The 15,948-nt window shown below is 31.8% G+C and carries 16 protein-coding genes, 1 riboswitch and 1 other annotated feature; of the genes, 8 read left to right on the top strand and 8 right to left on the bottom strand.

What is annotated here, in order from left to right; translation table 11 throughout:
• Nucleotides 1–6: 6 nt before the first annotated feature.
• From EV214_RS10865 to EV214_RS10845, 5 genes are all read right to left on the bottom strand, one after another.
• Nucleotides 7–570, bottom strand: a complete 564-nt coding sequence (locus EV214_RS10865) for an anthranilate synthase component II (protein WP_132245664.1) — start codon at nucleotides 568–570, stop codon at nucleotides 7–9.
• Entirely contained in the window at nucleotides 567–2,039 is a 1,473-nt protein-coding gene (trpE, locus tag EV214_RS10860; protein WP_132245662.1) for an anthranilate synthase component I, read from the bottom strand. Before trpE ends, EV214_RS10865 begins: the two co-directional genes overlap by 4 nt.
• Before the next feature lie 145 nt (nucleotides 2,040–2,184).
• Nucleotides 2,185–2,445: a binding site (T-box leader), on the bottom strand.
• 83 nt (nucleotides 2,446–2,528) lie between these two features.
• On the bottom strand, nucleotides 2,529–3,365 hold the full coding sequence (locus tag EV214_RS10855; protein ID WP_132245660.1) for a CvfB family protein: 837 nt from the start codon (nucleotides 3,363–3,365) through the stop codon (nucleotides 2,529–2,531).
• A 75-nt stretch (nucleotides 3,366–3,440) separates the two neighbouring features.
• Nucleotides 3,441–3,911 (bottom strand): HAD family hydrolase, encoded by a 471-nt coding sequence (locus tag EV214_RS10850; protein WP_132245658.1) that lies wholly within the window; start codon nucleotides 3,909–3,911, stop codon nucleotides 3,441–3,443.
• A 301-nt stretch (nucleotides 3,912–4,212) separates the two neighbouring features.
• A complete protein-coding gene (locus EV214_RS10845) occupies nucleotides 4,213–4,533 on the bottom strand; it encodes a DUF4870 domain-containing protein (RefSeq protein WP_132245656.1) in 321 nt (106 codons plus the stop codon).
• A gap of 209 nt (nucleotides 4,534–4,742) precedes the next feature.
• On the opposite strand from EV214_RS10845, the gene EV214_RS10840 reads away from it, so the two are divergent.
• Nucleotides 4,743–5,465, top strand: a complete 723-nt coding sequence (locus EV214_RS10840) for an HAD family hydrolase (protein ID WP_132245654.1) — start codon at nucleotides 4,743–4,745, stop codon at nucleotides 5,463–5,465.
• Between the two features lie 72 nt (nucleotides 5,466–5,537).
• Nucleotides 5,538–5,702 carry a hypothetical protein gene (locus EV214_RS18740; RefSeq protein WP_165916335.1) on the top strand — a complete coding sequence of 55 codons (165 nt, stop codon included), beginning with the start codon at nucleotides 5,538–5,540 and terminating at the stop codon, nucleotides 5,700–5,702.
• Between the two features lie 44 nt (nucleotides 5,703–5,746).
• Here the strand turns inward: EV214_RS18740 and EV214_RS10835 are convergent, their stop codons facing one another.
• Nucleotides 5,747–7,819 (bottom strand): sigma 54-interacting transcriptional regulator, encoded by a 2,073-nt coding sequence (locus EV214_RS10835; RefSeq protein ID WP_132245652.1) that lies wholly within the window; start codon nucleotides 7,817–7,819, stop codon nucleotides 5,747–5,749.
• A gap of 263 nt (nucleotides 7,820–8,082) precedes the next feature.
• On the opposite strand from EV214_RS10835, the gene EV214_RS10830 reads away from it, so the two are divergent.
• Both EV214_RS10830 and feoB read left to right on the top strand, forming a co-directional pair.
• Entirely contained in the window at nucleotides 8,083–8,304 is a 222-nt protein-coding gene (locus EV214_RS10830; RefSeq protein WP_132245650.1) for a FeoA family protein, read from the top strand.
• Nucleotides 8,305–8,326: 22 nt separating this feature from the next.
• A complete protein-coding gene (feoB, locus tag EV214_RS10825; protein ID WP_132245647.1) occupies nucleotides 8,327–10,186 on the top strand; it encodes a ferrous iron transport protein B in 1,860 nt (619 codons plus the stop codon).
• A gap of 83 nt (nucleotides 10,187–10,269) precedes the next feature.
• Here feoB and EV214_RS10820 read toward each other — a convergent pair whose 3' ends face one another.
• Both EV214_RS10820 and EV214_RS10815 read right to left on the bottom strand, forming a co-directional pair.
• A complete protein-coding gene (locus tag EV214_RS10820; protein WP_132245645.1) occupies nucleotides 10,270–11,559 on the bottom strand; it encodes a tetratricopeptide repeat protein in 1,290 nt (429 codons plus the stop codon).
• Between the two features lie 69 nt (nucleotides 11,560–11,628).
• Entirely contained in the window at nucleotides 11,629–12,204 is a 576-nt protein-coding gene (locus tag EV214_RS10815) for a hypothetical protein (RefSeq protein WP_132245643.1), read from the bottom strand.
• Nucleotides 12,205–12,545: 341 nt separating this feature from the next.
• A riboswitch (SAM riboswitch) is annotated at nucleotides 12,546–12,649 on the top strand.
• Between the two features lie 65 nt (nucleotides 12,650–12,714).
• On the opposite strand from EV214_RS10815, the gene EV214_RS10810 reads away from it, so the two are divergent.
• The 4 genes from EV214_RS10810 to metF are packed head-to-tail and all read left to right on the top strand — an operon-like array spanning nucleotide 12,715 to nucleotide 15,948.
• Nucleotides 12,715–13,887 (top strand): homocysteine biosynthesis protein, encoded by a 1,173-nt coding sequence (locus tag EV214_RS10810; RefSeq protein WP_132245641.1) that lies wholly within the window; start codon nucleotides 12,715–12,717, stop codon nucleotides 13,885–13,887.
• A gap of 3 nt (nucleotides 13,888–13,890) precedes the next feature.
• Nucleotides 13,891–14,295 carry an NIL domain-containing protein gene (locus EV214_RS10805; protein ID WP_132245639.1) on the top strand — a complete coding sequence of 135 codons (405 nt, stop codon included), beginning with the start codon at nucleotides 13,891–13,893 and terminating at the stop codon, nucleotides 14,293–14,295.
• A 9-nt stretch (nucleotides 14,296–14,304) separates the two neighbouring features.
• Nucleotides 14,305–15,027: a UPF0280 family protein gene (locus EV214_RS10800; protein WP_132245637.1), complete on the top strand. Its 723-nt coding sequence runs from the start codon at nucleotides 14,305–14,307 to the stop codon at nucleotides 15,025–15,027.
• A 33-nt stretch (nucleotides 15,028–15,060) separates the two neighbouring features.
• The gene (gene metF / locus EV214_RS10795) at nucleotides 15,061–15,948 is read left to right on the top strand and encodes a methylenetetrahydrofolate reductase [NAD(P)H] (RefSeq protein ID WP_132245635.1); all 888 of its coding nucleotides are present in this window, start codon (nucleotides 15,061–15,063) and stop codon (nucleotides 15,946–15,948) included.

Here is a 15,948-nt window from a genome sequence, read left to right as displayed (position 1 = left end):
CTCCCCTTATAAAGCGATAAAATTTTTAAGTATTTCCTTCCCATATTGCGTAGCGATGGATTCTGGGTGAAACTGCACCCCATGTATAGGATATTTTTTATGCTTCAATCCCATAATTTCACCTTCAAGACTTCTAGCTGTAATGGTTAATTCTTGTGGTAAAGATTCTTTCTCTACAATCAAAGAATGATACCTTGTTACTATTAATGGATTTTCGATACCTTCAAACAAATCTATACCATTATGTGTAATCTCTGAAGTTTTCCCATGAATCCTATTTTTAGCATGTACAACCTTTCCTCCAAATGCTTCACCTATTGCCTGATGTCCTAAGCATACACCAAGGATTGGTATGCTTTTTCCTAGTTTTTCAATTACCTCAATAGAGATACCTGCTTCTTTTGGAAACCCTGATCCAGGAGAAATAATAATATGGGAAATTTCCATTTTCTCTAAATCTTCAATGATCACTGCATCATTTCTAATAACTTTAATATCTGGATTGATTTCTCCTACATATTGATACAAATTATAGGTAAACGAATCATAATTATCTATTATTACGATCAAACTTTCTCCCCCTCTGCTTTTCTGATTGTCTCTATCAGTGCTTTTGCTTTCCTAATTGTCTCCTCATATTCACTTTCTGGATTTGAATCTGCAACAATTCCCGCACCTGCCTGTATATAAGCAAATCCGTCCTTAAAAACAATGGTTCTTATAGCAATGCATGTATCCATATTCCCATTAAATCCAACGTATCCAACAGCCCCTGCATATACACCTCTTTTATTATTTTCAAGTTCATCAATAATTTCCATCGCCCTCACCTTTGGCGCTCCTGATACCGTTCCAGCAGGTAAACAAGCTATTAAGCCGTCATACATATCATAGTCTTTCATCTTTTCTCCAATTACATTTGATACAATATGCATGACATGAGAATATTTTTGTATTTCCATAAATTGATTTACTTCAACGGATCCAAATTTTGATATTTTTCCAATATCATTTCTTGATAAGTCTACAAGCATCAAGTGTTCAGCTCGTTCCTTCTCATCTTTTAATAATTCGGTCGCATATTTTTCATCTTCTTCTATTGTTTTTCCCCTTGGTCTTGTTCCTGCTATAGGGCATGTTTCAATTGTATCTCCCTTTACCTTTACTAACAGCTCTGGTGATGATCCTACCAGATGATATTCTCCAAAATCTATATAAAACATATAAGGTGAAGGATTTAATGTTCGTAATGTTCTATATGCTTTAAATGGATTCACTTCTGTTTTCACCTTCAACCGTTGAGATAATACAACCTGAAATATATCTCCATTCTCTATATATTCTTTTGCACGCAAAACTTTTTTTATATAGGCTTCTTTTGTTTCATTACTCAAATAATTTACTTTTTCTAAATGATTTTCTTTTTCATCTTCTAAATCAAAATCATTTTCTAATATTTCTCGCTTTATTTCTTCTAATCTCTTCACCCCATCTTTATATAGCGCTTTCATTTTGCTTCCTATTGACAGATTTACTATGATCTTTATTCTTTGTTTTAAATGATCATAGACAATCACTTCCTCCGCCAATAGTAGATGTACATCTGGCATTTTCATATCGTCAAAATTAATATGCTTTAAATCCTCATAATTTCTTATCACATCATAGCCTATATAGCCTACTGCTCCACCAACAAAATCATCCTTCTCATCTATTTGAGGTATTTTATAATCGCCCATTATGTTTTTTAAAATCTCTATAATATTCCCATTTTTATGAATTACCTCATCTTCTTTTTCCACCAATACTTGATCTCCATAGCTCTTAATACGCATAAAAGGTTTTCTCCCTATATATGAATACCTCCCCCACTTATTTCCTCCCTCAACACTTTCTAAGAGATAACTATTTTTGTCTTTACATAGTTTCTTAAATAAAGTAATGGGTGTATCCATATCTCCTCCTATTTCCATGGAGATAGGTATCATTTTCTGTCCTTTGCTCATTTCTATAAAATTTTGATATTTTGGATAAATCATATATTCCCTCCTCATTTAGGTAATAAAAAAACACTTCATCCCTATATTTAGGGACGAAATGTTATACATTCCGTGTTGCCACCCTGATTAGATAAAATCCTATCTTAAAATATATAACAAAACAAAAAAACATCTCAATCCTATATCCTAGGACGAAATGTTTATATTCCGCGTTGCCACCTATTTTTAGATAGTCTACCTATCTCACTCTTATAAGTACAGAAATAAATAAAATTATTTCGATACCCTGTCTCTGTAACGTAAGACTTACGGCAAATGCTACTCTCCTAGGATTTCACACTGCTTCTCATGGAACCATTCAGTAAACAATCCACATCAGGCTTCCACCATTCCCGACTCGCTGCGCTTTCATGTATTACCTACTTTTCCCAATCATCGAATTTATTTATTAAATACTTTTTTTAAGATTATAATATTAATTCTGAATTTTGTCAACAATTATTTTGAAAATAAATTTTTATTTATGTGCTATTTTAATCTTAATCCATCTTCCGTTTGTTCTACCTTATTTTCCTTTAGTAATCTTCCAACGGCCCTTTTAAAAGCAGATTTGCTCATTTTCAAATGGTATTTGATTGTTTCTGGATTACTCTTATCATGTAGTGAAAGAAATCCACCTTTTTCGTTTATTTCTTTTAAAATTTTCTCTGCATCCACGTCCATCTGCTGATACGCACTCTTTCTAGGAGATAAATTTAGCTTTCCATCTTCTCTAATCTCTACAATCCGTACCTCTATCTGATCTCCATTTTTTATTTCATGAAAGTATTCATTTTTAGGGATTAATCCAATATATTCGTTGTCTACTGCTACGAAAGCACCCATATCTTTTTTGACCAGATAAACGGTTCCTTGGACTTGATCGCCTTTATTATAAGGCCCTCCTGTTTTTAAATATTTTTCAATATTCGTCGTAACACTTAATCGATCACTTTTATCTATGTAAACAAAAATCAAATAACTTCTTCCTACTTGCACCTTGTATCGTTGTTCTGCAAAAGGCAAAAATAAATCTTTCTCTAATCCCCAATCTAAAAATGCCCCTATCTCTGTAGTTTGCGTAACTTCTAGATAAGCCAATTCCCCCACTTGTGCAAGCGGTTTCTTCATTGTTGCAATCAAACGATCCTCAGAATCCCTATAGATAAAGACTTCTAAAGTATCTCCTTCTTGCGCATCTTTTGGCAATTGATTATTTGGAAGGAGAATATTATCGCTTGGATTATCTGTTCCTCCATCTAAATATGCCCCTATCGGTACAATATTTGCAATTTCCAATGCATGAAACTTACCAATTTCTATCATAGTCTATTTCCACCTTTACGTTTATTATTCAAAGCTTATTTTTTACTCAAATTTACCTATTTATTTATAGATTTATTAATTCCTAAGGGTTGCTTTGATTCTATTAGGATGTAAAAGAAGGTCAAACACATCTTCTATCGCATTTACCACAATATCACAATGGCAAAGAAGCTTTCCACAACATCCTTCTTTTCCAATAATACCCATAGAGATTACACTCTCTTGAATCATGATGATATCATTATATCCATTCCCGACACAAATGGTTTTCTCTTTACCTAGATTCTTTACAATCTCACTTTTACATATACCTACATTTTCATGTGGAAAAGTTTTTATATTCACATCAAGATCTTTACATGCTTCTTTGACAGTACCATATGTATCAGCTGTGAGTATATATACATTAAAATTATTTTTGATTTTCATAAGCATTTCTTTTATAGATTGTGACATCTCTCCATCTACTGCAAGCGTACCATTATAGTCAAACACAACATTTTCAATTTCTACACCTGCTCTCCCAGGTATCTCTAATTTTAACATACGTACTCCTTTCACTATGTAACTTTTGTATTTTACAAGTATCATTGTATATCTATTTCATTTACGAATCAATCTTTTCAAACCATTAAAGTGTATTTAAATGAAATTTTTATTTATGATTCTAATATATATTCCAGATACTACCTATAAGTTTATTTTATAAAGGAGAAAAGATCCATAAAAAAAATTTAGTCCCTCTAAGGAAACGCTAAATAATTGTATTAAATTTTGCAAAGCTTTTGCAAAAAATATTTAAAAACCCCACAAACATACTGCTTGTGGGGAAAACATTGCATTTATTTTATCTTACAAACTTACCCGTAATTGGATAAGAATAATCTATCCCATCACATATTCTAATTACTGCAATAATAGGGAAAATTAATCCAGCCCCCCAAATTAAAATTAAGAATGGTATCCCAATTAACACAAAACTTAAAACACCAAAAATAGCACCCAGAACAATCATTCCTATTTGAAATATCAATGCTTCTTTTGCTTGGTTTCTTATAAAGATGTCCCCCGTTAATAACATAATAACAATTGGCGCGAGTACAGGAAATCCTACCATCCATCCTAAATGGGCTATACCACATAATAGCTTTTGCTCTGTTGTTAGCATCATTCACCTCTCCTTATTTCTCTATCTTTCCTGAAATTTTACATTTTTCATTATATCACATATAATCACATATAAAAGCAATGTATGGTATATTTTTCTACACTTAGATAATTCCACTCTCTATTTTAAAGGTGTAGACCTTTTCATGATATCTGCATATGATGTAAGCATATTAGAAAATATAATAATGTGACAAGGAGGAAAATGTAATGACAATCGCTGCTTTCTTTGATATTGATGGTACCTTGTACCGTAATTCTTTAATGGTTGAACACTTTAAAAAGCTTGTGAAATACGAAGTACTCGATGCATCCTTATGGCATAACCATGCAAAAAACACTTATAACAATTGGGACAAACGACAAGGAAATTATGATGATTATCTCCTTGAAATCGCCCAGATTTATATAGATTCTATGAAAGGACTCAATGCAAAACAGATGGATTTTATTTCAAATCAAGTAATCCAGCTAAAAGGGGATCGCGTCTATCGCTACACCCGTGAACGTATTCATTGGCATAAAAAGCATAATCATAAAATTATTTTTATTTCTGGCAGCCCATCTTATCTTGTAGAAAAAATGGCCCATAAATACAATGTGCTAGATTTTAAAGGAACAGAATATATTACTGACAAAGATGGTTTCTTTACTGGTGAAATTATACAAATGTGGGATGCTGAAAACAAACAAAAATCCATGCTTTCCTTTAAAGAAAAATATAATATTTCCATGGAAAATAGTTATGCCTATGGGGATACAAATGGTGATTTCTCTATGTTCCAGATGGTTGGTCATCCCATTGCGATTAATCCAACAAAGGAATTGTTGCAAAATATTTTTGAAGATGAAAAAATGAAAAAAAAGATTGCCATTATTGTTGAAAGAAAAGATGTCATATATAGCTTAGATACAAATATAAAGATTTTTTGATGTATGTTTTCTTTTACTTTGCACACAATAATACTATATTGGTATAAAGTTATTCTATGAAGGAGGATTTTTATGACCCAAAAAACAATGCGTGGCATTGTAGGCAAAAAATTGCCTACAACCAATCATAGAGAAGATGTGGGCGTTGGTATAAGTTTTACTGAAGAACATGTTTCTGATTCAGCATCTATTGAAAAAATAGTAACCAATAAAAAAAGAAAACAAGGTTTAAAATAGGATCAAAAAAATTTGGGCACCCTTTGGTGCCCATTTCTATAGATTTATTCAATTCCATATTTCCACAGTTTCTCATATAAACTTGATCTACTAATATTAAGAATCTTTGCAGCCTTTGTTCTATTTTCATTTACACGCTTTAGACAATCTAGTATTGCTTCTTTCTCTACATCTTCTAATATGTTCTTTAATTCCCGATCTCCTTGAGTCTTTATACTTACCTCTGTTTTTCTTATATGCATAGGCAGGTGACTAACTTGTATTTCTTTGCCATAATCAACTAAATTTATGGCCCTCTCTAAAACATTCTCTAATTCCCTTACATTTCCTGGCCAATCATAGCTTTTTAAATACTTTATAGCTTCTGTAGAAATTTTTGTTGCATAGTTTCCAACTTCTTCTGATATTTTTATTAATAAATGCTGAATAAGTGGTTCTAAATCATCCATACGTTCCCTCAACGATGGTATATGAATGGTCATGACATTTAAACGATAATATAAATCTTCTCTAAATTCTCCCTTTTCCACCATTTCTTCAAGATTTCGATTGGTGGCAGTAATAATTCTTACATCCAAAGATATGCTTTTACTTCCTCCTACTCGCTCAACTTCTTTTTCCTGTAACACGCGTAAAAGTTTTGCCTGCATATTATGTGGCATATCGCCAATTTCATCAAGAAAAATACTTCCTCCATTGGCTAACTCAAATTTACCAATCTTTCCTCCCCGTTTTGCTCCTGTAAAAGCACCTTCTTCATATCCAAAAAGTTCAGATTCTAAAAGATCAGAAGGTATTGCCGCACAATTTACTTTTATAAATGACCCCATAGCTCGATTACTCGCTGCATGAATAGCATGCGCAAATAGTTCTTTACCCGTTCCACTCTCCCCTCGAATCAGTACATTAGAATTTGTATGGGTAACCTTTTCAGCCAAATATTTTGTATCTTGCAGTTTATCACTTCTCCCAATTATATTTTCAAAGCTATATTTTGCACCACTCACTTCTTTTAATGCAGCTTTATAATATTTTAGTTCGTTTTCTATTTGGTTTATTTTAGAAGCTAAAACATTTACTTCTTGTACATCTTTAAACATAATCTTTCCTATCGCCCCTACTACTTTGCCTTCTTTATATATGGGCGTTCTCATAACCACGATATTTTTTCCCTTTACTTTTTGCACTTCACCAATCTCTTCTTTTCCAGTCTTTACAACAATATGTAGTCTAGTTGTATCAATAATTTCTGTGGCATGCTTCCCTATAATATTTTTTTTATCTCTTGCCAAAAATTTCGCATAGGGGTCATTGATCATAATAATATATCCTTTTTCATCTACCACGATGATTCCTTCATATGCATTATCAATAATAGTTCTTAAAATTTCAGAAGCATTTTTTTCATTTTCTAATTCTTGAGTAACTCTTCTTAAGTCTGTAATATCTTGAAAAATCGCTACTGCTCCTACAATTTCATGATCCTTAATAATGGGCGTTCTATTAATAATTAAGGGTCTACCATTAAAAATCTGTTTTTTCCCTAACTCCCCGTCTCCAGTTTTTAATACTTCTGGAAGTCTCGAATCCACAAGTACTTCATATATGGATTTGCCTATCGCCTTTTCTGACTCCATTCCTAATATTTTCTCTGCCGAATGATTATAAACAATCACCTTTTCATTTTGATTAATCGCAATAATGCCATTATAAGTAGAGTCTAATATTGCATGAAACTCATTGTCAAGATATTGCTGTCTCTGAAAATACGTTTTAATAATTTTATCTTTTCGAAGAAAACCTTTGAAACATTGTTCTTTATCTACAACAACAATATGTTGATCAATTATTGAAAAGATTTTTTCAATTTCATCATTTTCTTTAACCATAACAAATTTATTTTTTATGAGTTCATCAATACTTCCAAAGGAAAGTTCTTGATCCAATATAAAATCACATAAGTTATTTTTCGAAATAACATTTTGAACATGGCGCCTTCCATCTACAATAGGGATAAATTCTAAAAAATGATCCTTTAATAAAGATACAGCCTCTTCTATCTGTGCGTTTCCTGTAAGAAATAATTCACTATATGTGGTATAGTCCTTTACTTTCATCGGCTATGCCTCCTCAATCCTCCAAAAATACTCATTAATACCCCCATTATATCATAATTTCATCATTTTTTTGTTTTAGCAATAAATTTACAGATATTTTCCTATTACTACCTATTTATATATTTTTTTGAAATAAATTGACAATCATTCTCACCTATTGTATACTAATGCTATCATATGAAGGTAATCTATCGCAATCACATAATAATGATTTTTATTTTGTAATTATATAATTATCACTTTTACCTTAAGGAGGTAATCTTATGACACTTGATTTAATTGATAAAGGTCAAAAACTAGAAGTCATACACATTCCTGATGCATCTATTCGCGCACAAGCTATTCGTTTAGGTATCTACGAAGGCGCCAAATTAGTATGTTCTGAAAAATTACCTGCCGGTCCTGTTATTCTTCAGAATAGAATGCAAGAGATTGCTATCGGAAGAAATTTAGCAAAAAAAATAGCTATCAAATCCATATCATAAGCTTTTAAACGGAGGTTTTTCAATGAGTTGTCATAATCCAATCGCTGATCTATCTATACCACAAGGTTCAAAAAAAATCGTTCTAGCAGGTAATCCTAATGTTGGAAAATCTGTATTCTTTAACGCATTAACTGGTTTATATGTAGATGTTTCAAACTTCCCTGGCACAACCGTTGATATTAGTGTGGGAAAATACAAAGATGCTGTAGTTATGGATACTCCTGGTGTTTATGGCGTATCTTCTTTTAATGATGAGGAAAGAGTTGCAAGAGATGTTATTCTTTATGCAGATGTAATATTAAATGTTGTTGATGCAGTCCATCTTGAAAGGGATTTATTCTTAACCCAACAAATTATTGATATGGGTATCCCTGTTGTTATTGCTTTGAATATGATGGATGAAGTCAAAAGAAATGGATTAATAATTGATATAGAAAAATTATCTAAAGAACTAGGTGTAGAGGTAATCCCTACAACTATCACCAAGAAAGAGGGCTTAGACAAAATCCACGCAGCGCTTGATCGCGCAAAGATTGGCAATCCCATCTCTGAAATAAAGTCATTGATGGATAGCGTTGTTGACAAAGTACATGTTCCTGCAGAAGCACTTCTTGTACTTGAAGAAGATGAAAATGTGTTAGACCGACATAATCTTGACAATAATTATGAACAAAGAGAATATATTTATAAAATAAGAAGAAATCATATAGATGCGATCATAGATACGATTATTGTAGAGACCAATAAAGGTGCATCTTTCAAAACAAAGCTAGGAAGATGGATGTTGAGACCCCTAACTGCTATTCCTATTTTGTTTTTAATGCTTTTCTTAACTTATGAATTAATTGGTGTCTTTGTAGCTCAAACGATAGTAGGTATCACAGAAGAAGTAATTATGGGACAATATTATTATAATTTTATCATGGGAATCATGACAAATTTTGTGAATGAGGGAAACTTCATAGGACAACTACTTATCGGAGAATTTGGCATACTCACCATGGCACCTATTTACTTATTTGGTTTGTTACTTCCTTTGGTAGCTGGATTTTATTTCATTCTTTCGCTAATGGAGGATTCTGGATATTTGCCTAGAATAGCTGCTTTAGTGGATCGTCTTCTTACAGGCCTTGGTTTAAACGGTCGCGCTATTATTCCTATTATTCTTGGCTTTGGTTGTGTAACGATGGCAACCATCACAACGCGTTTATTAGGTTCTAAACGAGAGCGGTTTATTGCAACCATGCTTTTAGGTCTAGCCATCCCTTGTTCTGCACAACTTGGTGTAATCATAGGGCTGATCGCCCCACTAGGTGGAAAAATGCTTTTATTATACACTATTACTATTTTTATTGTATTTACATTAACTGGAACACTTTTAAATAAAATTATGCCTGGAGCATCTACAGATTTATTAATAGATCTTCCGCCTATTCGGATTCCTATTTTAAAAAATGTACTTAAAAAGACATATATTAAATCAAAAATGTTTATATTAGAAGCAGGTCCATTATTTGTTTTGGGGGCTGCCATCATAACACTATTGCAATATAGCGGTACACTTGAAATCATTTCGGATGCTTTAGCACCTATTACTGTAGGCTTTTTAAAACTTCCTAAAGAAACTACGCAGACTTTTATTATGGGTATTATAAGACGTGATTTTGGTGCCGCAGGACTAAATATTTTAGCTGAACAAGGTCTACTCAATCCATTACAAGTAGTCGTTTCTCTTGTTGCCATTACTTTGTTTGTGCCTTGTATTGCAGCCATTATGGTCGTTTTTAAAGAAAGAAGTTGGCAAGAATCTGTTATTATTTGGGTAGGTAGTTTTGTCATCTCATTCTTAACAGCAGGAATTCTTGCACAAATTGTTTTATAAAATTCGCTTATTGCTATACAACAGCGCATATCATTAACGAAATAATAAGAAAACCCTTGTGTCCATGCACAAGGGTTTTCTTATTATTCTTTCTTTATATTCCAGTACACCACAAAGAATAAAATAAAGATGCCACTATTTACTAGTATAAAAGATCTATATGAAAAACGGTCTTTCTTTTTTTCTTTATTTTCTTGGTTTATAGTTTTTTCTTTATGCATTGTTAGATTTTTTTCTTTGATTTCATATTTTTCTTTTATTGTAGTAGGTAAATGGTTTATTTCTTGTTCTGCCCACACCACAATCCCTTGATTGTCATTTTGTAATTTTATGATTTTGTTTAATACTTGTATATATTGATCTGTATCTCCACTCATTTTATATAATGTAGCCAACTTGTACAAATTTCTTTCGTCAAAGATGCCATTGGTTTTAAAATAATAAGCTGATTCTTTATATTTTCCTTTTTCCATCAAAATCATTGCACGATAATAATCTAGTAAATTAATGACCTTTAATGCATATTTAGATACCTGTTTGTCTGCATGATTCTTATATTGCTCTACTTTATTCATATTCTCCCATGCTACATCATAATTCCCTTGTAAATAATCATCATATACTTTCTTTGCTAAATTTTGTATCTTCCCTTTTTCTTTCTCACTTTTATCATAGGGCTTTTCTAATAATTCTTTTTGTTTTATTTTTATATAATCTTTATCATAAACAATAATATCAAAATCTGGATCTAACTCATAAAATTCCCAAATAATTTTCTTTTCTTCAGGTAGAACTTTAACTTTAACATCTTCATTGTTTTTATAAATATCATAATCTATCAATTCCAAGTTCTCTGGGTCAAATGCTTTATCATATTCTATAGTAACTTTTCCATAGTGGATCGGTTCATTCCAGGTAGCACCACTCTTTACAATATATTTGATCAATTCCCATCCTTTCTCATCATAAACACGATCCATCCAGTAAGTATTTACTACTTTATATACATCTTCTTCATCAAATGTCATTTCCCATACATACTCATTCGGATATGCTTCTTCTTTTAATCCTTTTTTTATCGTAACCGCAGATTTTTTCCCATTTATATACGTTTGAAAATCAAACAAACTGCTATAAGCAGGAAATCCGACCATGATTTTTTCTTTTTCTTCGCTTTTTTTTAATACAAATTCACAACGAACATAGATCCTATCCTCTTTCATTTTAATTTCTACTGTCTCTGCCACCATTTGAACAGATGTATCAGATATCGGATATATTGTATTCCCAATTTCCCCTATTATACTATCATTTGCATAAACAATCGTACTAAGCATATATAGGATCCCTAATAGGATGAGTAACTTTTTCATAGTATTTCCTCTTTTCAATATTTTTCTTTATTTTAATAACTTCTAAAGAAAAAGAGCTCCATAGAGCTCTTACTTATCTAGTTGCGCTGCAAAATACCAGTTTTCATTTTCATTTACAAATTTCAGTTTATATGTAAATGTATCATTTTCATAAGTTTCTATAGCATCTACATAAATAATCTTTTCACTATCATATGTAAAATTTGAATAATTTAATTCCTTTAATTGACCTTTTCCATTATCTACAATAATATTTTTTAATCGAAATAAACTAAATTCCTCAGGTATATTTCTTTTGTACATTTCACTTGATATTGTATAAATTAATTTTCCTGCTTCCTTATGGGTAAGCTGCTCATTGGCAGTTCTTTGAATAATCTCTTTCCAAATATCTAAAACATGGTATAGATCATTTAATTTTGAAATTTCAATAGGAGGTAATTCTTCTAATACTTCTTCTATTTGTGGTTCTTCTTGTTCTTCTATTTGCTCATTATCTATCTCTTTTTCTTTTTGAACTACTGGAAATCCTTCTGCTTCTGCCTGTCCAACAAGAAAATATCCAGCAAATATTCCTACAAATCCTCCAAACATAATAAACACAAAAAATACTATGATGCCTGTTATTGTATTTTTATGATCCACAAGATGCCCCCCACCTTAGTCATTTAAATTTTTTCACATCCATATTTTATCACAATTCATATTTTATCACAATTCATAATGTTTTTCATTACTTTCATTTAGAAATAGGTAAAAATACCTGTTTCCACTTAATTGGCCTGAACTTTACTTTTTAAACATTTTGTAAAAAATACTCTAAATTCGAATTAAAAAACACTTTTTTTTTTATTTTATTTTTAAGTTGTTCATCCATACCTCTACATCAATTTATCGAAAATTAATAAAAATTCAAAAAATAGCATTGACATAAAAGAAATATTCATATAAACTTACTATTAAATTAATAAAAACTAAATATCTATCTCTTATTAAGAGTGGTGGAGGGATTTGGCCCTATGAAACCCGGCAACCGGCATATTATATGCAACGGTGCTAATTCCAACGGTATATTACCGACAGATGAGATTGTTAGAATAAAAAACTTCTTTCACTCTCGAAAGAAGTTTTTTTAATATGAAAGGAAGGTGCAATATGTCTACAAAGAAGACTTACGAGGAAATCAACGAAAAAATTAAAAATGGTAATGCTATTGTAGTTAGCGCTGAAGAAGTTATTGATCTTGTAAAGGAGAAAGGAATCAAAGAAGCGACAAAATATGTGGATGTAGTCACAACTGCAACTTTTGGACCTATGTGTTCAACAGGAGCATTTTTAAACTTTGGTCATACCGACCCGCCCATTAGAATGACTAATGTCTTATTAAATGATGTACCCGCATATGCTGGTCTTGCTGCTGTGGATTCTTATATTGGTGCTACAGAAATTTCAAAAAGTAAAGGAATTGCATATGGAGGTGCCCATGTCATTTGTGATTTGATAGATGGAAAAAAAGTCCATCTACAAGCAACTTCTCCAGGAACTGATTGTTATCCAAGAGTAGAAACAGATACCTATATCACAAAAGATTCCATTAATGAAGCCTATTTATTCAATCCAAGGAATGCTTATCAAAATTATAGTGCTGCAATCAATACATCCCAAAATCCCATCTATACTTATATGGGTGTGCTACAGCCATATATGGGAAATATCAACTATTGTACTGCTGGACAATTAAGTCCTCTTTTCAATGACCCCTTGTACCGAACCATTGGTATCGGCACAAGAATCTTTCTTGCAGGAACAGCAGGATATATTTCATGGCAAGGAACACAATTTCATTCTGGTCGTGAAAGAGATGAAAATGGTATTCCTATATCTCCAGCAGCAACCTTGGCAGTTATTGGTGATTTAAAGAAAATGAGTACAGAATATATAAAACCAGCAGTTTTCGAGGGGTATGGCGTTTCAATGTTTGTTGGCATTGGTATACCTATCCCAATACTTGACGAAGAAATGATGAAATGTGTCTCTATTAAAGATGCAGATCTTTATACAAGTATCGTAGATTATAGTGTTCCTAAAAGAGATAAACCAACACTAGGCAGAGTAAGTTATGCACAACTTAGAAGTGGTTCTATCAATTTGAATGGGAAAATAATTAAAACCGCACCGATTACAAGTTTATATAAATCAAGAAAGATTGCTCAAGCGTTGAAAAAACAGATTGAAGAAGGTAAGTTTTTCCTTCAACAGCCTATTGAAGCATTTCCACAAAATAACCGTTTAAATTCTCTTGAGATCATTGATAACGAGGAGGAATAAGTCATGAAAAAAAAGATTTTTTTAATCTTCCCACCCCATTTAACAGACCAACCTATTACCTATAACCTAATCAAAAAATATGATTTGAAAACAAATATATTAAGTGCTGCGATCAATTACAATACAAAAGGTACCCTTTTATTAGAACTTGAAGGGGATGAATCTAATATATTATCAGGAATCAACTATCTTGAAAGTATTGGCATTCACATTGACCGCATTCATACAACAATATATTGGGATGAAAAAGCTTGTGTACATTGTGGGGTTTGTACAGCTGTTTGTCCTTCAGATGCCTTAAATCTCGATACAAACAGTTGGCGATTATCTTTCAATGCTGAAAAATGTTTAGGATGTAATCTTTGTATAAAAGCGTGTCCTTTAAAAATTATAACTAATGGTTTATAGGTGATTTTTATGTATGAAAAAAGATTTTATCGAGAATATATGAAACCAAATGATTTTATTAATTTTACTGTAATAGAGCAAGAATCTGATTTGCACATATCTGCAAAATGTAATCTAGATAAAGAAGCAAAACAATACTTGCTCAAATATAGAGAAGAAATTAAAGATTATGCATCCCTCCATAAAGATTTTTATACGAGTTTAATACCTTTAGAATCTTCAAAAAATGCTACAGAACTGATAAAACATATGATCCAAGCATCTTCTTTCGCGAAAGTTGGCCCTATGGCTACAGTTGCTGGTGCCATATCCCAGTATGTTGGTTTATCGCTACTACAATACACAGATGAAATCATTATTGAAAACGGGGGAGATATTTTTATAAAAACAACTCATAAAAAGAAGATATTAGTTTATGCGGGTAACTCCCCCTTTTCAAATAAAATTGCTTTATCTATCTCTCCTGAAGATACCCCTTTGGGTATATGTACCTCAGCTGGAAAGGTAGGGCACTCTCTTAGCTTTGGACGCGCAGATGCAATTGTTGTTTTATCAAAAGATACCCTTCTTGCAGATGGGGTAGCAACAGCTATAGGTAATATGATTGTTACATCTGAAGATATCCATAAAGGCATTGCATATGGAAAATCAATAGAAGGAATAGAAGGACTTCTCATCATTATTGATGATAAAATGGGAACTTGGGGAAATATTACATTCGTCCAACCATAAAAATTAAATATATTCTATTAAGGAGTGTTATAAATGCAAATAAAAAATTTATATAAAAATAAAAAGCCAGTGATTTCTTTTGAAATATTTCCCCCTAAAAAAGATGGACCTATAGATACCATCTATCATACAATCGATGCATTAAAAGATTTAAAACCGGATTTTATTAGTGTTACTTATGGTGCAGGGGGAAATACGGTCAATAAAACAGTTGAAATTGCTTCTATCATTAAAAATATATATCATATTGAATCTTTAGCACATCTTACCTGTGTTACTTCTACAAAAGAAGAAATAGAAAATATTTTGAGCCAGTTAAAGCACATGAATGTAGAAAATATACTTGCACTTCGAGGAGATTTTCCGAAAGATCCAAATTTTAAGTTTCCTGATCCTCTTCATTATCAATATGCAAAAGATCTTGTTACACATATACAGTCAAAGAATAATTTTAGTATCGGTGCAGCATGTTATCCAGAAGGACATATTGGGTGTGATTGTTTAGATAAAGACCTTTTTCATCTAAACACAAAAATAAATACCGGCGCTGATTTTTTAATTTCACAACTTTTTTTCGATAATGAAATTTTTTATAGTTTCAAAGAAAAATTAAATGTACAAAATAGTCATATACCCATTTCAGCAGGGATTCTTCCAGTGATTAATAAAAAACAAATCGATCATATCGTATCTCTTTGTGGCTGTCATATGCCAAAGAAATTTATTCGAATTATTGAAAAATATGCGGATAAACCTGAAGCCCTAAAAGAAGCAGGTATTGCTTATGCTGTAGAACAAATTATAGATCTACTTTCATGGGGTGTTGATGGCATTCATATCTATACCATGAACCGCCCAAAAACGACTCGGAAAATAGTTGAAAGTATTTCAACTATAAGAAATGTATTAACAGAGGCATAA

This window comes from Marinisporobacter balticus (genome assembly GCF_004345705.1).
In the GTDB taxonomy this organism is placed as follows: domain Bacteria; phylum Bacillota; class Clostridia; order Peptostreptococcales; family Thermotaleaceae; genus Marinisporobacter; species Marinisporobacter balticus.
Note: the sequence above shows the minus strand (reverse complement) of the source record. Positions and strands in the feature narration are given on the sequence as shown.

Excerpts from the sequence above, each read along its gene's own strand:
- trpE (WP_132245662.1), bottom strand. The coding sequence starts at position 2,039 with ATGATTTATCCAAAATATCAAAATTTTATAGAAATGAGCAAAGGACAG.
- EV214_RS10855 (WP_132245660.1), bottom strand. The coding sequence starts at position 3,365 with ATGATAGAAATTGGTAAGTTTCATGCATTGGAAATTGCAAATATTGTA.
- EV214_RS10850 (WP_132245658.1), bottom strand. The coding sequence starts at position 3,911 with ATGTTAAAATTAGAGATACCTGGGAGAGCAGGTGTAGAAATTGAAAAT.
- EV214_RS10845 (WP_132245656.1), bottom strand. The coding sequence starts at position 4,533 with ATGCTAACAACAGAGCAAAAGCTATTATGTGGTATAGCCCATTTAGGA.
- EV214_RS10840 (WP_132245654.1), top strand. The coding sequence starts at position 4,743 with ATGACAATCGCTGCTTTCTTTGATATTGATGGTACCTTGTACCGTAAT.
- EV214_RS18740 (WP_165916335.1), top strand. The coding sequence starts at position 5,538 with ATGACCCAAAAAACAATGCGTGGCATTGTAGGCAAAAAATTGCCTACA.
- EV214_RS10835 (WP_132245652.1), bottom strand. The coding sequence starts at position 7,819 with ATGAAAGTAAAGGACTATACCACATATAGTGAATTATTTCTTACAGGA.
- EV214_RS10830 (WP_132245650.1), top strand. The coding sequence starts at position 8,083 with ATGACACTTGATTTAATTGATAAAGGTCAAAAACTAGAAGTCATACAC.
- feoB (WP_132245647.1), top strand. The coding sequence starts at position 8,327 with ATGAGTTGTCATAATCCAATCGCTGATCTATCTATACCACAAGGTTCA.
- EV214_RS10820 (WP_132245645.1), bottom strand. The coding sequence starts at position 11,559 with ATGAAAAAGTTACTCATCCTATTAGGGATCCTATATATGCTTAGTACG.
- EV214_RS10810 (WP_132245641.1), top strand. The coding sequence starts at position 12,715 with ATGTCTACAAAGAAGACTTACGAGGAAATCAACGAAAAAATTAAAAAT.
- EV214_RS10805 (WP_132245639.1), top strand. The coding sequence starts at position 13,891 with ATGAAAAAAAAGATTTTTTTAATCTTCCCACCCCATTTAACAGACCAA.
- EV214_RS10800 (WP_132245637.1), top strand. The coding sequence starts at position 14,305 with ATGTATGAAAAAAGATTTTATCGAGAATATATGAAACCAAATGATTTT.
- metF (WP_132245635.1), top strand. The coding sequence starts at position 15,061 with ATGCAAATAAAAAATTTATATAAAAATAAAAAGCCAGTGATTTCTTTT.